At 71.6% G+C, this 15,794-nt stretch carries 15 protein-coding genes and 1 pseudogene; 4 read left to right on the top strand and 12 right to left on the bottom strand.

The genetic code is table 11. From position 1 onward, the window contains the following. Nucleotides 1-27: 27 nt before the first annotated feature. From IF00_RS0100980 to IF00_RS0100995, 4 genes are all read right to left on the bottom strand, one after another. A complete protein-coding gene (locus IF00_RS0100980) occupies nucleotides 28-942 on the bottom strand; it encodes an amino acid ABC transporter permease (protein WP_030313085.1) in 915 nt (304 codons plus the stop codon). Next, entirely contained in the window at nucleotides 939-1,604 is a 666-nt protein-coding gene (locus IF00_RS0100985) for an amino acid ABC transporter permease (protein ID WP_030313087.1), read from the bottom strand. Before IF00_RS0100985 ends, IF00_RS0100980 begins: the two co-directional genes overlap by 4 nt. A gap of 10 nt (nucleotides 1,605-1,614) precedes the next feature. Beyond that, on the bottom strand, nucleotides 1,615-2,484 hold the full coding sequence (locus IF00_RS0100990; RefSeq protein ID WP_030313089.1) for a glutamate ABC transporter substrate-binding protein: 870 nt from the start codon (nucleotides 2,482-2,484) through the stop codon (nucleotides 1,615-1,617). Nucleotides 2,485-2,556: 72 nt separating this feature from the next. Then, entirely contained in the window at nucleotides 2,557-3,312 is a 756-nt protein-coding gene (locus IF00_RS0100995) for an amino acid ABC transporter ATP-binding protein (protein ID WP_030313091.1), read from the bottom strand. Nucleotides 3,313-3,798: 486 nt separating this feature from the next. Between IF00_RS0100995 and IF00_RS0101000 the strand changes: the two genes are divergently transcribed. Together IF00_RS0101000 and IF00_RS0101005 are read left to right on the top strand one after the other, a co-directional pair. Next, nucleotides 3,799-4,257, top strand: a complete 459-nt coding sequence (locus IF00_RS0101000; RefSeq protein ID WP_030313093.1) for a Crp/Fnr family transcriptional regulator — start codon at nucleotides 3,799-3,801, stop codon at nucleotides 4,255-4,257. 215 nt (nucleotides 4,258-4,472) lie between these two features. Beyond that, nucleotides 4,473-5,813, top strand: coding sequence for a carboxyl transferase domain-containing protein (locus IF00_RS0101005; RefSeq protein ID WP_030313095.1), 1,341 nt, complete (start codon nucleotides 4,473-4,475; stop codon nucleotides 5,811-5,813). A 54-nt stretch (nucleotides 5,814-5,867) separates the two neighbouring features. On the opposite strand, the gene IF00_RS0101010 is transcribed toward IF00_RS0101005, so the two are convergent. Next, nucleotides 5,868-6,350, bottom strand: coding sequence for an SAM-dependent methyltransferase (locus IF00_RS0101010; protein WP_030313097.1), 483 nt, complete (start codon nucleotides 6,348-6,350; stop codon nucleotides 5,868-5,870). Nucleotides 6,351-6,420: 70 nt separating this feature from the next. Next, a complete protein-coding gene (locus IF00_RS0101015) occupies nucleotides 6,421-6,861 on the bottom strand; it encodes a hypothetical protein (protein WP_245234387.1) in 441 nt (146 codons plus the stop codon). 209 nt (nucleotides 6,862-7,070) lie between these two features. On the opposite strand from IF00_RS0101015, the gene IF00_RS0101020 reads away from it, so the two are divergent. Further along, nucleotides 7,071-8,756, top strand: a complete 1,686-nt coding sequence (locus tag IF00_RS0101020) for an FAD-dependent monooxygenase (RefSeq protein WP_030313101.1) — start codon at nucleotides 7,071-7,073, stop codon at nucleotides 8,754-8,756. On the opposite strand, the gene IF00_RS0101025 is transcribed toward IF00_RS0101020, so the two are convergent. From IF00_RS0101025 to IF00_RS0101045, 5 genes are all read right to left on the bottom strand, one after another. Then, a complete protein-coding gene (locus IF00_RS0101025) occupies nucleotides 8,733-10,379 on the bottom strand; it encodes a glycosyl hydrolase family 8 (RefSeq protein WP_030313110.1) in 1,647 nt (548 codons plus the stop codon). The two genes, IF00_RS0101020 and IF00_RS0101025, sit on opposite strands and share 24 nt — an antisense overlap. A gap of 191 nt (nucleotides 10,380-10,570) precedes the next feature. Beyond that, entirely contained in the window at nucleotides 10,571-11,092 is a 522-nt protein-coding gene (locus tag IF00_RS40815; RefSeq protein ID WP_051819593.1) for an RICIN domain-containing protein, read from the bottom strand. 115 nt (nucleotides 11,093-11,207) lie between these two features. Then, on the bottom strand, nucleotides 11,208-11,567 hold the full coding sequence (locus IF00_RS0101035) for a hypothetical protein (protein WP_037637310.1): 360 nt from the start codon (nucleotides 11,565-11,567) through the stop codon (nucleotides 11,208-11,210). A 96-nt stretch (nucleotides 11,568-11,663) separates the two neighbouring features. Further along, entirely contained in the window at nucleotides 11,664-12,569 is a 906-nt protein-coding gene (locus tag IF00_RS0101040; RefSeq protein ID WP_245234388.1) for an AraC-like ligand-binding domain-containing protein, read from the bottom strand. A gap of 280 nt (nucleotides 12,570-12,849) precedes the next feature. Next, on the bottom strand, nucleotides 12,850-13,965 hold the full coding sequence (locus IF00_RS0101045) for an AI-2E family transporter (RefSeq protein ID WP_030313120.1): 1,116 nt from the start codon (nucleotides 13,963-13,965) through the stop codon (nucleotides 12,850-12,852). Between the two features lie 136 nt (nucleotides 13,966-14,101). Between IF00_RS0101045 and IF00_RS44750 the strand changes: the two genes are divergently transcribed. After that, the gene (locus tag IF00_RS44750) at nucleotides 14,102-15,139 is read left to right on the top strand and encodes a hypothetical protein (protein ID WP_030313121.1); all 1,038 of its coding nucleotides are present in this window, start codon (nucleotides 14,102-14,104) and stop codon (nucleotides 15,137-15,139) included. Here the strand turns inward: IF00_RS44750 and IF00_RS40820 are convergent. Then, a pseudogene (locus tag IF00_RS40820) lies at nucleotides 15,099-15,767 on the bottom strand (alpha/beta hydrolase); the annotation flags it as partial. The gene IF00_RS44750 and the pseudogene IF00_RS40820 overlap by 41 nt on opposite strands. Nucleotides 15,768-15,794: the final 27 nt, after the last annotated feature.

Consider the following 15,794-nt stretch of genomic DNA (forward strand, 5'->3'; position numbering starts at 1 on the left):
CACGCGTGCCCCCGAGCGACCGGAGGATCACTTGGTCCCGTCGGTCGGGCCCATGTGTTCTCCGGGTGTGGCCAGTTCGTCCACCGCGTCCGCTCCGACGACCGCGCCGGTGGACCTCTTGCCGCGCCGCAGCCGCCCTTCGAGCCAGGAGGCGAAGGTGGTGAGCGCGAAGTTGAGGATGACGAAGAGCACGGCGACGACGGTGAAGCAGGCGATCGTGTTCGCTCCGTAGTTGGCGCTCATCGGGCGGACGGAGGCGAGGAGTTCGGAGAAGCCGAGCATCGCTCCGCCGAGCGCGGTGTCCTTGACGATGACCACGAGCTGGCTGACGAGGGCGGGCAGCATCGCCGTGACCGACTGCGGGAGGAGCACGGACGTCATGGTCTGGCCCTTGCGCATGCCGACGGCCTTGGCCGCGTCGGTCTGGCCCGCGGGGAGGGCGAGGATTCCGGCCCGCACGACCTCGGCGAGCACGGAGGCGTTGTAGAGGACGAGGCCGGTGACGACGGCGTACAGCGGGCGGGTCTCCGGGCTGATGTCGGTGAACTCGGAGTAGGCCGCGTTGGCGAAGAGCATGAGGATCAGGACGGGGATCGCGCGGAAGAACTCGACGACCGTGCCCGCGGCGCCGCGCACGGCCCGGTGGTCGGAGAGGCGGGAGATGCCGAGCAGGGCGCCGAGCGGCAGGGCGATCACCATGGCGAGTCCGGCCGCGATCACGGTGTTCTTGAGAGCGGGGAGGATGTACGTCTCCCAGACGCGGGCGTCGGTGAAGAAGGGGGCCCACTTGGACCATTCGAGCTGGTCCTTGTCGGCGAGGCTCGCCACGACCCACCACACGACGGCGGCGAGCGCGAGCAGGAACAGCACCGTCCAGAGGACGTTACGGCGCCGGGCGCGCGGGCCGGGGACGTCGTAGAGGACGGTGGGCTTGGCCTTCACCGTTTCACCGCCACCTTCTTGGCCACCCAGCCGAGGAACAGGCCGGTGGGCAGGGTCAGGCAGATGAATCCGGCCGCGAAGATCACGGAGATGAGGATGAGCTGGGCCTCGTTCTCGATCATCTCCCGCATCAGCAGGGCGGCTTCGGCCACGCCGATGGCGGCGGCCACGGTGGTGTTCTTGGTGAGGGCGATGAGGACGTTGGCGAGGGGGCCGACGACCGAGCGGAAGGCCTGCGGGAGCACGATGATCCGCAGGACCTGGGGGAAGCTGAGTCCGATGGCGCGGGCGGCCTCGACCTGGCCGAGGGGCACGGTGTTGATGCCGGAGCGCACCGCCTCGCAGACGAAGGCGCTCGTGTAGGCGGTGAGGCCGAGGACGGCGAGCCGGAAGTTGATCGTGGTGAACCGGTCGGCGCCCATGCTGACGCCGAGGGTCTGGAAGAGGCCGAGCGAGGTGAAGACGATGATGACGGTGAGGGGGATGTTGCGGACGATGTTGACGTAGACGGTGCCGAAGCCCCGCATGAGGGGGACGGGGCTGACGCGCATCGCCGCCAGCAGCGTCCCCCAGACGAGGGAGCCGATCGCCGAGTAGACGGTGAGCTGCACCGTCACCCAGAAGGCTCCGAGCAGGTCGTACCCCTGGAGGAAGTCGAACACGACGGCCCGCTCACTTCACGACGACGCCGATCTCGGGGGCGGGTTCGTTCTGGTAGTTCGCGGGGCCGAAGTTCTTCTTCACCGCCGCGTCCCAGGAACCGTCGGCGACCATCTTCTCCAGAGCGGTATTGATCTTGGCCTTGAGTTCGCTGCCCTTCTGGACGCCGATGCCGTAGTTCTCGTTGCTCATCTTGAAGCCGGCGAGCTTGAACTTGTCCTTGAACTGGCTCTGCGCGGCGTATCCGGCGAGGATCGAGTCGTCCGTGGTCAGCGCGTCGATGACTCCGTTCTCCAGTCCGGTCAGGCACTCGGAGTAACCGCCGTACTCCTGGAGTTGGGCGTCCGGGGCGATCTTGTCCTTGACGTTCTGCGCGGACGTCGAGCCGGTGACCGAGCAGAGCTTCTTGTTGTTCAGGTCGGACGGCTGCTTGATGGAGTCGTCATCGGCCCGGATCAGGACGTCCTGGTGGGCGAGGAGGTAGGGGCCGGCGAAGTCGACCTTCTTCGCCCGCTCATCGTTGATCGAGTACGAGGCTGCGATGAAGTCCACGTCGCCGCGCTGGAGCAGCGTCTCCCGGTCGGCGCTCTTGGCTTCCTTCCACACGATGTCGGACGGGTCGTGGCCGAGTTCCTTGGCGATGTACGTGGCGACGTCGACGTCGAAGCCGGTGTAGGTGCCGTCCGGGGTCTTCAGGCCGATGCCGGGCTGGTCGTACTTGATGCCGACGGTGATCTCGTCCTCGCCGTGGTCGCGTGGCACGGCGCCGGTCGCGCCGTTGGCGAATCCTGCGGAGGTGAAGGAGAGGACGACGGCCGCGGCGACGGCCACGGTGGCCCTGCCGGTCCTGACGGTCGCCCTGCCTGTCCTGGTCGCGTTCATGAGGATCACCCCTGGGGGCTGCTGGTCGGGCTGCGGCCCTGCCGTGTCGTGCGGTGGTGCCGTGGTGCGCTGTCAGTGGTGGAGGATCTTGGAGAGGAAGTCCTTGGCACGGTCGCTGCGCGGGTTGCTGAAGAACTCGTCCGGGGTCGTCTCCTCGACGACCCTGCCGTCGGCCATGAAGACGACACGGTTGGCGGCGGAGCGGGCGAAGCCCATCTCATGGGTGACGACCACCATCGTCATGCCGTCCCGGGCGAGTTGCTGCATGACCTCCAGGACCTCGTTGATCATCTCGGGGTCGAGCGCGGAGGTCGGCTCGTCGAAGAGCATCACCTTCGGATCCATGGCGAGGGCGCGGGCGATCGCCACGCGCTGTTGCTGGCCGCCGGAGAGCTGGGCGGGGTACTTCTCCGCCTGGGAGGCGACTCCGACCCGGTCGAGCAGCGCGCGGGCGCGCTGCTCGGCCGCCTTCCGGTCCTTCTTGCGGACCTTGATCTGGCCCAGGGTGACGTTGCCGAGCACCGTCTTGTGTGCGAAGAGGTTGAAGGACTGGAAGACCATCCCGACGTCGGCGCGCAGGGCCGCGAGTTCGCGTCCCTCGGCCGGCAAGGGGCGTCCGTCGACGAGGATCTCGCCGTTGTCGATGGTCTCCAGGCGGTTGATCGCACGGCAGAGCGTCGACTTGCCCGATCCCGACGGCCCGATGACGACCACGACCTCGCCGCGGTGGATCGTGAGGTCGATGGACTGCAGGACGTGCAGGTCGCCGAAGTGCTTGTCGACACCGCGCAGCACGACGAGCGCGTCGCCGCCTTCCGGGACGGGCATGTCACCCTCCTGGCTCACGCCCCCGCTTGCCGCTCCTTCTCACGTTCATGCTCCGCCCTCCGCCCCGCCCCCGCACGCCGGAGAGGGTGCACGCAGGGTGAGCGGGCACACCGAAGCGTGACCCCCGGGCTGAGGGCGGGGGTCACGCGGCAGGCGGTGGAGTTCGGTGATCACCTTGGCCCCTGGGGCGGCGCCGCCCCAGAAGCTCTGGACGAGGACGATCGCGGGCTTGGCTGCCACGGGTTCCGTACCGATCCGCGCGAGGAGCGGATCCGCCCCTGCTCCCGCCCTGTGCCCCCGCCGTCCCGCTACGGGAGGGGCGGTGGCCCCGCATGTCAGGCCGGGGCACGCGCGCGGGCCCCGGCCTGGGACGCCGCGCGAGGGCGTACGGGCGGGGCGCGGCAGCCGTCCGCCCCGCGTACGCGCGCGTGGGGGCGGCCTGGCGGACACTGGGGGTGGGAGCCGAGTGCGCGAGGAGGGTCCGCCATGAGCAGTGCCGCACCCAAGGTCAGCACGTTGCCGCCGGAGCACCGGGAGCGCCTGATGGCCTTCGCCGAGGACGTGTACTTCGAATCCGGTCACCGGCTGTTCGAGGAGCAGCAGCACGCCGACCGGTTCTGGATCGTGAAGACGGGCGCGGTGACGCTCGACGCGAAGGTGCCGGGGCGTGGGGCGCCGGTGATCGAGACCCTGCACCACGGTGAGCTGGTGGGCCTGTCGTGGCTGTTCCCGCCGTATCTGTGCCAGTCGGGAGCGGAGGCGATGACCCCCGTCCGGGCGCAGGAGTTCGACGCCCCGGCCGTGCGCTCGATGTGCCGCTCGGACGCGGAGTTCGGAGCCTCGGTCATGTTCTGGGTGGGCGCGATCCTGGCCCACCGCCTCCAGGTGACCAGGGTCCGGCTCCTCGACCTGTACGCGCCGCACGGGAGCGGCATCCTGGCCTGACGGAGGACGGGACCGTCGGGGCCGGCAGAAGCGCGGAGCCACGGTGGCGGAGGGACGGGGCCGCTGGGGCGCGGGCCCTCCGTGACGGAGGGACGGGGGCGGCCGGAGCCGTAGGGCCGCCGGACGCTACGGTGGCGACGCACCAACGGGTCCGGTTCCCGGCGGCCACCGCTGGGCGGCGGGCCCCCACCCCGTCGACGAGCTGCGAGGTCCGGATGAGCGACCCGACGACGGCACGCGAGGCGATCGCCCTCGTCGCCGGCGACGACTTCACCGAGTTCCCCTTCGAGGAGGGGCCGTTGGCGGACGACGGACCGCTGGGGTGGCCCGGCTACTCCGCCGCGCACGCGCGCGCCTCGGCCCGTACCGGCGAGACCGAGTCGGTGGTCTGCGGCACGGGTGGGATCGGCGGGGTGCGGGCGGTCCTGATCTCCTTCGAGTTCGGGTTTCTCGGCGGCTCCGTCGGGGAGCGGACGGGTGCGCGCGTCGCCGCGGCCCACGCGCGGGCTCGCGCGCGGCGGCTGCCCGTGGTCGTGCTGCCGGCGACCGGTGGCAGCCGGATGCACGAGGGCATGCGGGCGCTGCTCCAACTCCAGCTTCTGGCGGGCGAGTCGGCCCTCACCCGCGCCGCCGGGCTGCCGCAGATCGCCGTGCTGCGTGACCCGACGACGGGCGGCGGCTGGGCCACGCTCGGCGCCGGATCGGATGTGGTGCTCGCGCTGCCCGGCGCCCAGGTCGGCTTCGCCGGTTCCCGGGTCCGCCCGCCGGACGCGGACCCCGCCGCGTACACCGCGGAGGCGCAGCTCGCACACGGCCACGTCGACGCGATCGTGGCGCCCGACGCGCTCCGTGACACCCTCGGGCGCTGGCTCTCCCTGCTCACGCGTCCCGCCGAAGGGCGGGCGGCGGCGCCGCGCGCGCTCGGCGACCCGGACACGCCGCCGGCGGCGAGCGGCCGGGAGGCGGTGGCCCGGGCCCGGCACGCCGAGCGGCCCCGGGCTGCCGCCTACCTCGACGCGCACTTCTCCGTCCTCCAGGAGATCTCCGGCGACCGCGCCGGAGGGGTCGACCCGGGGATGCGATGCGGCTTCGGGCGGCTCCCCGACGGCCGTACGGTGGCGTACGCGGCGCAGTGCGGGACGGCGACCCGCCCGGCCGGTTTCCGCACGGCCACCCGGCTCGTGCGGCTGGCCGACCGGCTGGGGATCCCGGTCCTCACCCTCGTCGACACGCCGGGCGCGGCCAACGACCCGGCGGCGGAACACGCCGGCGCGGGCCCGGCGATCGCCGAGCTGTTCGCCGCCGTCGCCACCGCGCGCGTCCCTGTCACCTCGCTCCTCATCGGTGAGGGCGGCTCGGGCGGCGCCCTCGCCCTCGCGGCCCCCGGCCATCTCTGGGCCACTCCCGACAGCTACTTCTCGGTGATCGCGCCGGAGGCGGCCGCGTCGATCCTCAAGAGATCGCCGGAGGAATCCGCAGCGACAGCGGACCAACTCCGCCTGCGCCCTCGGGACCTCGTGGACCTGGGCGTGGTCCGGGGCATCGTGGAGAGCTGAGGTCCGATCGCGTGCGCACCCGTGGCCGCCGCGCCCGCTCGTGGCGTCAGCCGCTCAGTAGTAGTGCCGCATGATCTCGTCCGCCCAGGCCGGCTGGGTGGTCGGGCCCTGCGGGGCGAACTCGGCCATGTACGGCTTGACGTCCAGGACCGGCGTTCCGTCGACCGCGTCGAGGCCCCGCACATGGATGTCCAGGCCGTCCGTGCGCACCAGCACGCAGCGGGAGAGACCGAGCCGGTTGGGGCGGTTCTTGCCGCGCTGGGCGAAGATCCCGACCAGCGGCCACTCCGTGTTGCCACGCGGGTGACGGGCACCGGTCTCGACGGCGTCCGGTCGTACGCGGTCGAAGTGGTAGACGACCTCCAGGTGCGAGAACGCGTCCAGGCCGGCGAGCGCCTCGGGGCCGAAGGACTCCGCGTCCAGCCGGATGACCGACTCGACGTCGCCCCACTCGTCGTCGCGCACCTCTTCGCGGCCCCCGACGACACGGCCCACCGGGTGGGAGACGACGAACGGGCGGATCTGTTCCTGTGCCATGAATTCCTCGCTCTTTCCTGCGCCCCCGGAGGGATTCCCGCCCGGCACGCTATCGCCACTCCCAGGGCCGTCACATGCCGGGTCCGTACCCCGGATCGGGCCCCTGGCGGGGATGCCACACCGCCGCGACGCCCCAGATGCCGAGCGCGACGACGGCGGCGCAGACGAGGAACGCCGCCCACGGGCGGAGCCACCGCGTCGCGGCCGCCCAGGTCATGGGCGGGACGAGGAGGCCGGCGAGGAGGATCAGCGGCAGCTCGACGAGGATGACGCTCCAGTCCCGGGCGTGCGCCTCGAACCCGCCGTCGATGCTGTACGCGGCTCGGGGCAGGGCGAAGACCCCGGCGACGGCGACCCCGGCGACGGCGAGCAGACAGCCGACGGCGCCCTGGGTCCGTCCGTCGTCGTCGGCGTCGCTTCTGTCATCGCCGCCGCTGGTGCCACCGGTGGCCTCGGTGGCCTCCGCAACCTCGCTGAAGCCGTCCGGATCGATGGCGGGGTTCTCGCTCATGACCGGGAGGGACGCCTGGCGTCGCCCACCGGTTCCGTACGCCGGTTCGCGTGGTGGGACCCCGTGCACCCCTCACCGCTCCGCCGTCCGGACGCCCCACGCGCGCGTACACGGTCCGGACGGCACGGCACGGCTCGCCGAACGGGCGGCCGCGGGTGACCATGGACAACGGGACCTGGCGAGAAGCCGGCCGGCACTGGAGGGCACCCGTGGCGCACACCGGCACCACCACCGACGTACTGATCGTGGGCGCGGGTCCCGTCGGCCTGAGCGCCGCCGCCGAGCTCCGGAGGCACGGGGTGCGCTGCCGCCTCGTCGACCGGCTGCCGGCCAGACTCCCGTACGCCAAGGCCGTCGGGATCCAGCCGCGCACCCTGGAGCTGTGGGACCGGATGGGTCTGATCCGTGCCGTCCTGGAGGCCGCCGTCCCGATGCGCGGCCAACTGACGTACGTCAACGGCGCGGAGGCGGCACGGATCGTGCTGGAGCTGCCCCCGGACGTGCCGTACGGCTTCGCCGCGCTGCCGCAGTACGAGACCGAGCGGCTCCTGGAGGAGTACGTCGCCGGCCTGGGAACGCACATCGAGCGCGGGACCGAACTCGTGTCGTTCGTCCAGGACCCGGACGGGGTGACCGCGCTGCTGCGCAGCTCGTCGGGGTTCACCGAGGAGCTGCGGGTCCCCTATCTGATCGGCTGCGACGGGGCCCACAGCGTCGTCCGCAAGACACTGGGCCTGTCGTACGAGGGCGGCGCGTTCCCGGAGTCGTACATGCTCGGCGACGTCGTGGCCGAGTCCGACTGGGACCTGCCCCGGGGGTACGCGCTCCGCTGTGAGCACCGTGCCGCCGACGGGTCCCTCGACGACGTCCTCGTCTGCATCCCGCTGCCCGGCGCCGGCCGCTACCGGATGTCGATGAAGGTGCCGCCCGAACTGGACGGTGCGGCGCAACCGCCCCGGACCGCCTCCCCGTCGGACGGTCTCGCCCACGGCCTCCAGGGGGGTCACGGCCCCGAGCTGTCCCACCTCCAGGCCGTCGTCGACCGGCTGGCCCCGGGCCCGGCGCGGCTCTCCGAGCTGCGCTGGTCGTCGGTCTTCCGCATCAGCCACCGCATCGTCGGCCGCTACGGCGAGGGGCGGGTCTTCGTCGCGGGCGACGCCGCCCACATCCACCCGCCCACCGGCGCCCAGGGCATGAACACCGGCATCCAGGACGCCGCCGATCTGGCCTGGAAGCTCGCCCTCGTGGTGAAGGGCGAGGCCGGGCCCGCGCTGCTCGGCAGTTACGACGCCGAGCGCCGCCCGGTGGGCGAGGAGGTCGTCGGCCGTACCGTGCGGCACGCCACCCGGGGCATCGAGAACGATCGGGACGACCTGACGACCCTGCTGCTGCGCGAGGCCCAACTGCTCGTCGGCTACCGGGGCGGCCCGCTCGCCGGCGCCCCGTACGGGCCGGTCGACGCGCCGCAGCCCGGCGATCGGGCCCCGGACTGCGGCGGTCTGAGCACACCGATCGCCGTCCACCCGATGCGGCTGCTCGACGTCCTGCGCGACCGCCCGGGACACGTGGCCGTGTTGTACGGGGCCGATGTCACCGGGCTCGCGCGGGCCGTGGCGGCGGCGAGGGCGGCCGCCGGCGAACGACTGCCGCTCGACGTCGTCGCCCTGCTCCCACGGGAAGCCGATCCGGACACCGCCCCGGCCCTGGGTGCTCCGGTGTACCGGGACGCCGCCGGGGCGTTCGCGCGGATCTACCTCCCCGACGGCGCCACCGGCTTCGTCGTACGCCCCGACGGGCAGCTCGCCGCGCGGTTCCCGCTCGGCGCCACCACTGCGGCCCTGACGGACTGCCTCAAGGCGCTGTCCGTGCCGCTACGGGACCCAGTGGTTGCCTGAGGCCGTGATCATGACCTGGAGCTGAATGCTCGCGGAGAAGTAGCTGCTGGTGTCGATCGGGGTCGCCAGCATCTTGTTCCACAGGGCGTCCAGCCAGGCCTGGCTGCCGGAGTCGGTCATCGCCGCCACCGCGAACGGGGCGAAGAAGGCGGCCTCGCTGCCCGCCGAGATCTGGGTGCCGTTGAGCTTGTAGCCGATGGCGATCTTGTTCGGGTCTCCGCCGGTCTTCGTCTTGATCCAGCTGTTGACCTTCCGCGCGGCCGCGAGCGACGTGGCGTCGCCACTGGTCACCGCGTCGTCCGCGATGCGCCACGGGGTGCGGCAGGCGTTCCACCAGTACGCGCCGTCGTTGGGGTCCTCGAGGACCTGGCCCGGGGCGGGCTTGGGCGTGGTGTTGGTGTCGACGACGAAGTCGGGGAGGAGTCCGGTGCCGGAGGCGTAGGTCGACTGGAGACGGGAGATCTGGGTCTGGTGCGCGGTGCGCACGGCGTCCCACGTCGTGTCGCCGGAGGCCGTACGGAAGGCGCGGAAGTGGTCGACCATCCAGTCGGAGGTACGGGATATGTAGTAGTACTGGTCGCCGGAGCTGCTCCAGTCTCCGAGCTTCAGGAGCTTGGTCGTCGGGTTGAGCTCGTCCTTCTTGATCGCGGCGATGTGCTTGAGCGCGAGGTCCTTGTAGTTGTACGTGCCGGTGCTGCCCCACTGCTTGTCGGCGAGGAGCAGGCCGTAGGCCACGTCCATGTCGCCGTCGGTGGCGCCGTCACCGCCGTTGACGCTGCGACAGTTGACGTCCTGTTCGGCGGCGAGCAGGTTCGGGTTGACGGCGGACGGGTGGTCGATCTTCCACTTGACGAGGCCGTCGAAGATCTTCTTCGCGTCGGGGTCGGCGCCGGCCATGGTCGCGGCGACGACCATGCCGTAGCCCTGCGCCTCGGCGACGTACGGGTGGTCGGCGTCGGGCGAGATGATCTGGTACCAGCCGTTGCCGCAGTTCTGCCGGACGAAGGCGGACTTCCACTTGTTGTAGTAGTCGACGACCTTCTGGTCGAGGGTGGCCTGGGAGCCGGACGGCTTCAGCATGCCGGCGGCATAGGGCTTGAGGTGGCTTCCGAAGGGGACGGCCGTGCCGCCGCCGCCTCCGGTGCCGGTGGGCGCGCCGTACACCTCGAACTCCCAGAGGGAGTAGCCGTACGCGGTGCCGCGACCGGTCCCGTACATGCGGACGTAACGGCCGCTGCCGGAGACCGTGAGGTCGTCGGTCGCGCCGTCACCGGCCGTGGTGGAGTAGACGTCGGACCAGGTCGAGCCGTCGGCCGAGGTCTGGATCCGGTACGTCTTCCCGTACGCGTCCTCCCAGTTGAGCTTGACCCGGGAGATCGTGTGATTCGCACCGAGGTCGATGCGGATCCACTGCGGATCGACCCCTTCGAGGCTCGCCCAGCGAGTGGCCGCGCTGCCGTCCACCGCGAGACCGGGCCCGAAGGCCGAGGTCTCGACGGACGAGGCCGTCACCGCCTTTCCGGTGGACACCAGACTGTCGGCGGCCTGTGCCTGCGGCAGCACCGTCAGGGGCAACGCCAGCAGACCCGCGAGCCCGAGAAGCGAGACGCTTCGTCGACGCATGACAACTCCCTTTCCCTCCATGGCCAATGGTTAGGAAATATTCCTAACCATTGGCCGGAGAGTAGAGAGACCGGAAGTCCCGCGCAAGACCCCCGCGCCACATCCGGGACGCGCGGCCCCGGCGCGGGACGTTCGCGTCGACCGGGCGCCACGGGGCGGGGGCCCTCCTGCCGGGCCGCTTCCGTGTCACATCACGTCACGTCGGCGGCGTACCACAGCTGGTTGTTTCCGTAGTGGCAGTCCCACTGGCGGGCCCCGGCACCGTCGGCGCGGCTCCAGTCCGCGATTTCGAGGCACTTGCCGCTGTTCACGTTCCACAGGACGATCACGTCGACCCCGTCGACCGTCGTGCCGCCCCACTCCCACTGCTGGTTCGCCCCGCCGTGGCAGTCCCACTGCCGGACGGGCGCACCGTTGGCGCGGCTCCAGTCCGCGACCTCGAGACACTTACCGCTGTTGGCGTTGAACACCTGCTTGCTGGAGTTGCCGAAGAACCACAGCTGGTTGTTTCCCAGATGGCAGCCCCACTGCCCGACCCCGGCACCGTTCGCCGTGCTCCAGCCGCCGACCTCGAGGCACTTGGAGCTGTTGAAGTTGGTGAGCCTCTGCCACTCGGTGCCGATGGTCGCGGACGCGGGCGACGCGGGAAGGCTCAGGGACACGAGCACGCCGGCGGCGACCGTACCCACGGCGCGGCGGACGAACTTGGCCATGCGGCTTGACATATCCATCTCATTCTCTTGATCGTCTGAAGAAGTGGCGCTCGCGAGAGGTCCGGGACCAGGGCCGCGGCGGGAGCGGGCACCACGGCCTGAGGGCCTCCCGGGGTCAGGAGGAGACGGTCGTCCAGTCGCCGCTCTGCGAGGTGGGAACCCACGCGTTCGTCTCCCCGAAGTACGTGGCGAAGGAGCAGGAACCGCCCTTGTAGAAGGTCACCTTGACCTCCCCCTTCCACCACCAGCCGCCGACCCAGGTGTCCTTGCCCGGAGTACTGAAACAGCCCGCCGCCACATCGCCGTTCTGGTTGTAGCCCTGGACGCGGATGGAGTAGACGAGACCGCTGCTGTCGTGGAAGTGGATCTGCTGCCCGTTCGACGCGGCGAACGACTGCCCCGCGGAGCCCAGCACTCCGGCGAAGGCCAGCGCGGCGGCCCCTGTGACGGTGGCAACCCTGGTGCGTACGTTCATGTCCCGTGTCTCCGTTCGTGCTGGGATGGTGTCTCCAGCGGTGAACTTAGGCCCCGGCAGCGTGCGATGGTGTGCCTGACGTGCAGAGTTCCTGTGCTATCCGTGCCGTGGGGCGACCTGGGACGACGCACGGTGCTCGGTCGGGGTGATCCCGTAGGCCTCACGGAACGCCCGGCTGAAACCGGTGGCACTGGAGAAGCCCCAGCGCGCCGCGATCGCCTGCACCGACTGGCCCCTCCCGGCTCCGCACGCGAGGTCGGCGTGGGCGCGCTCCAGCCGGGTCTGGCGGATACGTGCCGAGATGGTCAGGGGCTCGTCCTCGAAGAGGGTGTAGAGCCGTCGCAGGGACATGTTGTGCCGATCGGCGATGACCTGCGGCGTCAGGTCGGGGTCGCCGAGATTGTTCTCGATGAAGCGCTGGATCCGCCGCACCGTCTCCCGCGCACGGACCTCGGCGGGCGCCTCACGGGGGTCACCGAGCTGCTGCGCGAGGAACACGACGGCCAGGTCGAGGGCGACGGCCCCCATCCCGCGCAGCTCCTCCGGGCCGCAGAGCGGGCCGCGTCTGAGCAGCGTCCGCAGGAAGTCGGCGACGATCGCCCCGGACCCCACATCCGCAGCCAGGTCCCGTGCGAGGAGCCTGTCCACCCGGTCCGCGCGCAGTGCCAGGGCCTGCCGGGGAATCTGCAGGACGACCGACTCGACCTGCTCCCCCAGGCACGCCCCCTCACTCGGCCGTGAGGTGTCGGTGAGGACGAGTCCCCCGGCGATCACCGCGTCGTTGCCCCGCTGGGAGATCCTGACCGCGCCTTGTGTGACGAGGGCCAGTTGAAGGTGCTCGGGGTCGCCGCGCCGGACGTGAATCGGCGTGCGTCGCGACGCCACCGGTGAGCAGGCCAGGGCGGACAGCCGCACCGCACCGAGGTCCAGGTCCGTGACGCTCGCCCGGAAGTCGGCCGTGTGCCGGGTGCTGAGCATGACGGGCATGACCTCGGTGGACACGGTCTGGCAGAACCAGGCGAACCTGTCCTCACGTACCCCGACAGCCTCTGACGCAACCACCGATCCCATGCGGCCCCCAAGCCTCGACGCGACAGCGGGCCGGCCCCGTGCCGGTCACCACACAGCCGTGCGTCACCCCCCGCTGCCGCATGATCGATTATCAGGCATGCACTTTCGGACACCGACGGCGCATCGGTTCCTGGCCGTCCGTCAGTTCGCGCACAGGGGCACGTCGATCTCCCAGAGGCTCCGCAGAGGCGTCCACGGGTGCCCGCGAGCGTCAGCCCTCCGTCCTCGGCGCGTCGCCCTCCGCCGTCGCCGCCCCGGCCTCCCTCGTCGCCGCGCGGGCATCCCGTAGGGCCGTGTGCACCGACCAGACCACCGAGACCAGAGGAACCGCCACCACGGCGCCCACGATGCCCGCGGCGATCGAACCGGCGATGACCGAGATCGCGACCACCAGCGGATGGAGCCGTACGGCCCAGCTCATGACGAGCGGATGCAGGAGGTGGCCCTCGATCTGACCGATCACCACGATCAGACCGATCACGATCGCGGCGATCAGCGGACCCTGCGAGGCCAGCGCCACGACGGCGGCGACCGCCAGGGCGACGGGCGAGCCGATCAGCGGCACGAACGCGGCCACGAACTCCAGGAGGGCCAGCGGCACCGCGAGCGGGACACCGAGGAGCCACAGGGCGATCCCGACGAGCACCGCGTTCACCGCCGCCACGAGGACGATCCCGTGGGTGTAGCCGGTGAAGGTCCGCCAGGCGGCGCGCCCGCCGACCGCCACCCGCTCGCGGACCGACCCGGGCAGCTGCTTCTGGAACCAGGCCCACTGGCGGTCGCCCGAGTGGATGAAGAACACCGCGGAGAACACGGCGAGGGCGAGTGTCGTCAGCACGGCCACCACATGATGGGCTCCGCTCACCGCCTGGCTGACCAGGGACGAGCGATGGCTGGAGACGTACTCCCCGATCTTCGCCTGGAGGTCGCTCAACGCTCCCGGGTTCAGCCGGAACGGAGGCCGCTCCAGCCAGTCCTCGATCCGGTCGACCCCCACCCGGAACTCGCGCACGAGGGTCGTCCGTTCCCCCGCCACCGCCTCCCCGACGAGCGCGAGCACGCCCAGGACGAGCGCGATGCTGCCGAGGAGGGTGAGCGCCACGGCGAACGGCCGGGGCAGCCCCCGCGCGACCACATCGGCGAGGGGGCGCAGCAGCGCGGTGATCACGAGCCCGAGGAAGAGGGCCACACCGATCTCGTGGAACCGTCCGAGCACCGCGAACAGGCTGTAGACGAGCACGCCGACGACGAGCAGCCGCCACGCGTACGCGGCGGCCGCGCGCAGGAAGGGGCTGACCGTGACCGTCGGTGATGTGCCTGGCTGCATCCCACCGACCTACCACCCGCGACGACCTCCTGTCGTCAGGATCACAGGCCGGGCACCGGGAACTCCGCCGATCGGCGGTGCGGCGGCGTCACAATGGGCGCATGTCGCACGGACGGTCGGCACGAGGAGACCGTGGATGAACCACCCCCGCGTACCCGTACGGCCGCTTGCCCACGAGTCCCTGCCCGGCATCACCCAGGGGCTGGGGAACATGGACGGCCTGCTCCTGCGCGACCGCGCGCACTGGCTCGTCACCCGGCACGAGGGCACGATCACCGTCGGCAGGGTCGACACCGATCCGTCCCGGGTGCTCGCCGGCCGCGCCACCTGGCGGAACCCGGCACCGGACGCCTCCGGCACCTACTGCTCACCGCTCCCCGGCGGTGCCCTGGCCGTCAGCGGCCGACAGGCCGTCACCGTGTACGAGGCCGACGGGACCGTCCGGTGGGAGCACCGCCACGAGGAGTGGCGGCATTCACCCGGAGCGTCCGGGGCGTGCGCGCCCGACCCGGCCGGCCGGGTCCTCCTGGCGGCCATGGCCGGGCCCCACGGACCCGGCGGATCGTACGCGGGCGACGTCTGCCGGGCCCTCGACCTGACCACCGGTGAGGTGCTGGCCGAGCACACCCTGGCGTCCTTCTCGGCGACGTACGCCTTCGAGCACTTCCCGGACGCGCGCCCCGACGTGCTCCTCACCGCTTCCATGGGCCAGGACGGCACGCACTGTCTCCTGGTCGCCCGCACCGCCGCCGGGCTCGACGTCCGGGCGGCGGGCACCGCCGAGGAGCCCTACGTCGGCCTCGGCGCCGACGGTGTGCTGATCAGCCAGGATGTCGGCGGAGGCTACCTCTGCCGCACGCAGGACGGCGCCGACGACGTCATCGTCGAGGCCGGCGAGGTGCTCTCCGAGGGGGAGGGCTTCGTCGGCTACACCCCGGGCTTCGTCGACGACGAGCGGATCCTCGTGGTGTCGGCCGAGGAACAGTGGGCGGAGGAGGGAACCCACCTCCTGCTGGACGCCCGCACCCTCAGGCCCCTCGCCGAACTCGCCTACCCACGGCCGCAGGGGGTCACCGCCGTGCCGCTCGGCGACGGCACCTGGCTCACCCGCGACGGCGAGAGCGTGCGGCGCTGGGCGACCGCCCGGGCCTCGTCCCAGAACGGGGCGCCATAGATCGTGCCGCCGTTGAGGTCGAGGGCAGCGGCCGAGGCGTTGGCCCAGTGGCCCACGAGGCCGCCGTCCCGGCGCAGGCTGGCCGGGCCGGAGTGGGCGCTGACCGAGGCGAAGTGGCCGTAGTGCTTGGCGGCGTACTTCAGCGCTCCGAAGCCGCCCATGGAGAACCCGGACACCGCGCGGCCGTCGTACTCCGCGAAGGTGCGGAAGTTCGCCTCCTCCCAGGGGAGCAGCTGGGCGATGTGGGAGTGCTCCCAGTTCCTGGGGCCGACGTTGGAGCTGACGGGGTTGGAGTACCAGCCCGCGTGTCCGCCGTCGGGCATGACCACGATGATCGGCTTGCCCGCGGTCCAGGCCCTGATGCCCTCGCGGTCGAAGGTGATGAAGTCCTGGTCCGTGCCGCCGCCGTGGAAGAGATAGAGGACGGGGTAGGTGCGGCCGCTCCAGTGGTAGTCGTCGGGAGCAGTACGTTCACGCCGGGGTTCCAGCCGATCGCGTCGGTCGCGAAGCGGTAGTACCACATCCGGTGGTCGCTCTCGTTGCGGTCGACGATGCGCAGGCCGATGCCGTCACCGGCCGCCGAGGCCGTCGACGCCCCCGCGAGGACGCCTCCGGCGCCCAGGGCCATCGCGGCCGTGAGCCCGCCGGCGGACTT

It is taken from the genome of Streptomyces flavochromogenes (assembly GCF_000717595.1).
Lineage (GTDB): Bacteria > Actinomycetota > Actinomycetes > Streptomycetales > Streptomycetaceae > Streptomyces > Streptomyces flavochromogenes.

Excerpts from the sequence above, each read along its gene's own strand:
- IF00_RS0100990 (WP_030313089.1), bottom strand. The coding sequence starts at position 2,484 with ATGAACGCGACCAGGACAGGCAGGGCGACCGTCAGGACCGGCAGGGCC.
- IF00_RS0100995 (WP_030313091.1), bottom strand. The coding sequence starts at position 3,312 with ATGCCCGTCCCGGAAGGCGGCGACGCGCTCGTCGTGCTGCGCGGTGTC.
- IF00_RS0101000 (WP_030313093.1), top strand. The coding sequence starts at position 3,799 with ATGAGCAGTGCCGCACCCAAGGTCAGCACGTTGCCGCCGGAGCACCGG.
- IF00_RS0101005 (WP_030313095.1), top strand. The coding sequence starts at position 4,473 with ATGAGCGACCCGACGACGGCACGCGAGGCGATCGCCCTCGTCGCCGGC.
- IF00_RS0101010 (WP_030313097.1), bottom strand. The coding sequence starts at position 6,350 with ATGGCACAGGAACAGATCCGCCCGTTCGTCGTCTCCCACCCGGTGGGC.
- IF00_RS0101015 (WP_245234387.1), bottom strand. The coding sequence starts at position 6,861 with ATGAGCGAGAACCCCGCCATCGATCCGGACGGCTTCAGCGAGGTTGCG.
- IF00_RS0101025 (WP_030313110.1), bottom strand. The coding sequence starts at position 10,379 with ATGCGTCGACGAAGCGTCTCGCTTCTCGGGCTCGCGGGTCTGCTGGCG.
- IF00_RS40815 (WP_051819593.1), bottom strand. The coding sequence starts at position 11,092 with ATGGCCAAGTTCGTCCGCCGCGCCGTGGGTACGGTCGCCGCCGGCGTG.
- IF00_RS0101035 (WP_037637310.1), bottom strand. The coding sequence starts at position 11,567 with ATGAACGTACGCACCAGGGTTGCCACCGTCACAGGGGCCGCCGCGCTG.
- IF00_RS0101045 (WP_030313120.1), bottom strand. The coding sequence starts at position 13,965 with ATGCAGCCAGGCACATCACCGACGGTCACGGTCAGCCCCTTCCTGCGC.
- IF00_RS44750 (WP_030313121.1), top strand. The coding sequence starts at position 14,102 with ATGAACCACCCCCGCGTACCCGTACGGCCGCTTGCCCACGAGTCCCTG.